Source organism: Spiroplasma sp. Moj (assembly GCF_016082285.1).
In the GTDB taxonomy this organism is placed as follows: Bacteria; Bacillota_I; Bacilli_A; order Mycoplasmatales; family Mycoplasmataceae; genus Spiroplasma; species Spiroplasma phoeniceum.
The window spans coordinates 1-2795 of record NZ_MQTY02000122.1 but is presented as its reverse complement, the minus strand read 5'-3'; the positions used below and the strand labels follow the sequence as shown (position 1 = coordinate 2795).

Annotated in this window: 1 protein-coding gene and 1 pseudogene; one reads left to right on the top strand and one right to left on the bottom strand. The window is 27.7% G+C overall.

Annotated features, from left to right (window positions below):
• Positions 1–93 precede the first annotated feature (93 nt).
• Complete coding sequence (locus tag BST80_RS04870; protein WP_415746215.1) at positions 94–1476, top strand: DEAD/DEAH box helicase; 1383 nt, start codon at positions 94–96, stop codon at positions 1474–1476.
• Between the two features lie 1069 nt (positions 1477–2545).
• Here the strand turns inward: BST80_RS04870 and BST80_RS04865 are convergent.
• A pseudogene (locus BST80_RS04865) lies at positions 2546–2707 on the bottom strand (hypothetical protein); the annotation flags it as partial.
• Positions 2708–2795 lie beyond the last annotated feature (88 nt).

The window sequence follows — 2795 nt, the reverse complement described above, 5'->3', positions numbered from 1 at the left end:
AACTAGGTTATGCAAGAAGTCTAATGAAATTAGCAATAATTTCATTTTTTAAATATGTTATAATTTGGAAGGTGAGAAAAGGGGGGTTAAATTATGAGTAATTTTAATCAATTTGGTTTTAAGCGGTTTTTAAATTTAGGCCTTGCTGAATTAAAATTTGTTGAACCAACTATTGTGCAAGAAAAAGTAATGCCATTATTATTAAAACATCAAAATGTTATATGTAAGGCACATACAGGAACTGGAAAAACATTTGCGTTTTGTTTACCAATTTTAAATAATATAAATTATGAGCAAGCAAAAATTCAATCTATTATTGTAACCCCAACCCGTGAATTAGCAAAACAAATTTATGATAATATTCGTTTTTTTAAAAAATTTGAACCAAATTTACAAGTTAATTATTTTATTGGTGGCGAAGATATTAAACGTCAAATTGAACAATTGCAACGAATTCAACCCCACATTATTATTGCCACTCCAAAGCGACTAAAAGATTTGTTTGAACAACAAAGTCTAAATTTAGGTAAATTAACAACTTTTATTATTGATGAATGTGATATGCTTTTTGATTTAGGTTTTATTGAAAATGTTGATTATATTTTAAGCAAAGTGAATCCTAATGTTCAAGTATCTGTTTTTTCTGCAACAATTCCGCCTGAGTTAAAACCTTTTTTAATCAAGTATTTAAAAAATCCACATTATTTAGATTTAAATGCCAATCAAATAACAAATCAAAACATTACACATATTTTAATTCCAACAAAACATCAAGAACGAGAAACAATTTTATTAAAACTTTTAAAAACATTTGATCCATATTTATGTTTAATTTTTGTTAATAAAAAAACAGATATTAATAAGTATTATGATTTGTTATTAGAACATAATTATTCTGTTATCCAATTACATGCTGGATTAGAACCACGATTACGAACACAAGTTGTTAAACGAATTCGAAATTTAGAATATAAGTATGTTATTGCCAGTGATATTGCAGCGCGTGGAATTGATTTTATTGGTGTTAGTCATATTATTTCAATTGATTTACCAAATGATTTAGAATATTATATTCATCGTAGTGGTCGTACTGGACGGGCAAATTATACTGGTTATAGTTATGTTTTTTATGATACAAAAAATTTAAATTTAGTGCAACAATTAATGACAAAAGGAATTACTTTTAAAACAAAGAAATGAAATCAACAAGGAGAATTAGTTGAAACAGTTCTTAGTGATGATAAGCCTAAAAAACAATCTTCTCTTGCAGTTGAGAATGAAATTAATAAAATTATTCATCGTTATAAAACAAAAGATAATAATAAAAAAATTAAACCTGGTTATAAGAAAAAACGAAAAGCGGAAATTGATGAATTTAAAAAACAAGTTCGTCGGAGTCACATTAAAGAATCAATTAAAAAAATTAAAAAAGAAAAAGCAAAAGAACGAGCAAATAAATTATTTAATAAAGATTAAAAAGAAAACTTAATGTTTTTTGTTAATGTTATTTTTTTAAACAAGAAACAAAAGTCTTTTTTTTTTTTTTTTTTTTTTNTTTTTTTTTTTTTTTTTTTTGCTGTAACATTTTTGCCATTTTTTTGTAGTTTTCTTTTTGTTGGTGTATTTTGTCTGGTTTGTTTTATTGTTGCAGATAAATTTGTACGGTTTTCAAATTGTATTTATTAAGACTCTATGTTTTGTATTTTCATATACATATTTATATGTATATATATTTACTATAGGAAACTAAGTGCATTCGTATTGATTGGCTGTGTCTATGTATGTGTGTGTGTGTGTTTACATGTATGTATGTGTTTGTGTTTGTTTATTATAAATTGTACAATAGTCTTTTGCTTATCTTGTAATTTGTATTTAGGATTTTACTGGTATTTTTTATCTACTGTATTTTGTATTTCTTTTCATTCTTCAACTGCATTTTTATCTATTGTATCTTTCGTTTGTTTTTGTTTTTCATTTTTTTGCTTCATCTGATTCTAGTGTAAATTTTAAGAAAATATTGGGTATCGATTTCCTNTTTNTTTTNGTTTTTTTTTTTTTTTTTTGGGGCGCAGTTGCTGCACTTGTCGCGAGCCGCGATCCGCGCGTTGCATCTGCTGTCCATTGTCTGTCTCCCTCACACACACACAAACTCTCACTCTCTCTCTCNCNCTCTCTCTCTNTCTCTNTNTCNNTCTNTCTGNCGTNNTTNCNNTNNTTTTCTCAATTTATCTTTATCTCTACCTCTCAATTATTCCCCCTATCTCTCTCTCTCTCTCTTGTGTAATCCTCTCACCCATTCTCTAGCACTACTACTCCTCGCACGCGTCCTCTCTCTCTTGTCAACTCCCCTCACCCATTCTCTCTTTTTTTTCGCCTTTTGCCTCCCTTACTCCCTCTCTACCTCAATAACTCCCTCTCTTTCTCTCTCATCTGCTCCTTCTCACCCATTCTCTCTCTGTATATATTATATGTAAATTATTNNNNATTTNNATNTNNATTCTAATTTAAAGACTAAATCAGTGGTCTAAAATGTATATGGTTTTCACATAATTTCTTCAATTGCCCCTTTACAGATTAAAGTATGATGTTTGTCTTTGCCTGAAACAACAACCGTTAATTTACGCCGATTAAAATCAAAGGGGATTTCATCAATTTTTTGATAATCATCCTTAAAACTAGATAAATGATGATTATCAATATAATAGACTTCTTGCATAACCTAGTTATTTTAAAATTCCTATAAAATATATTTAAAATAGAAATTATAGGAATCTAAAATTATGAAATTTTGCTAA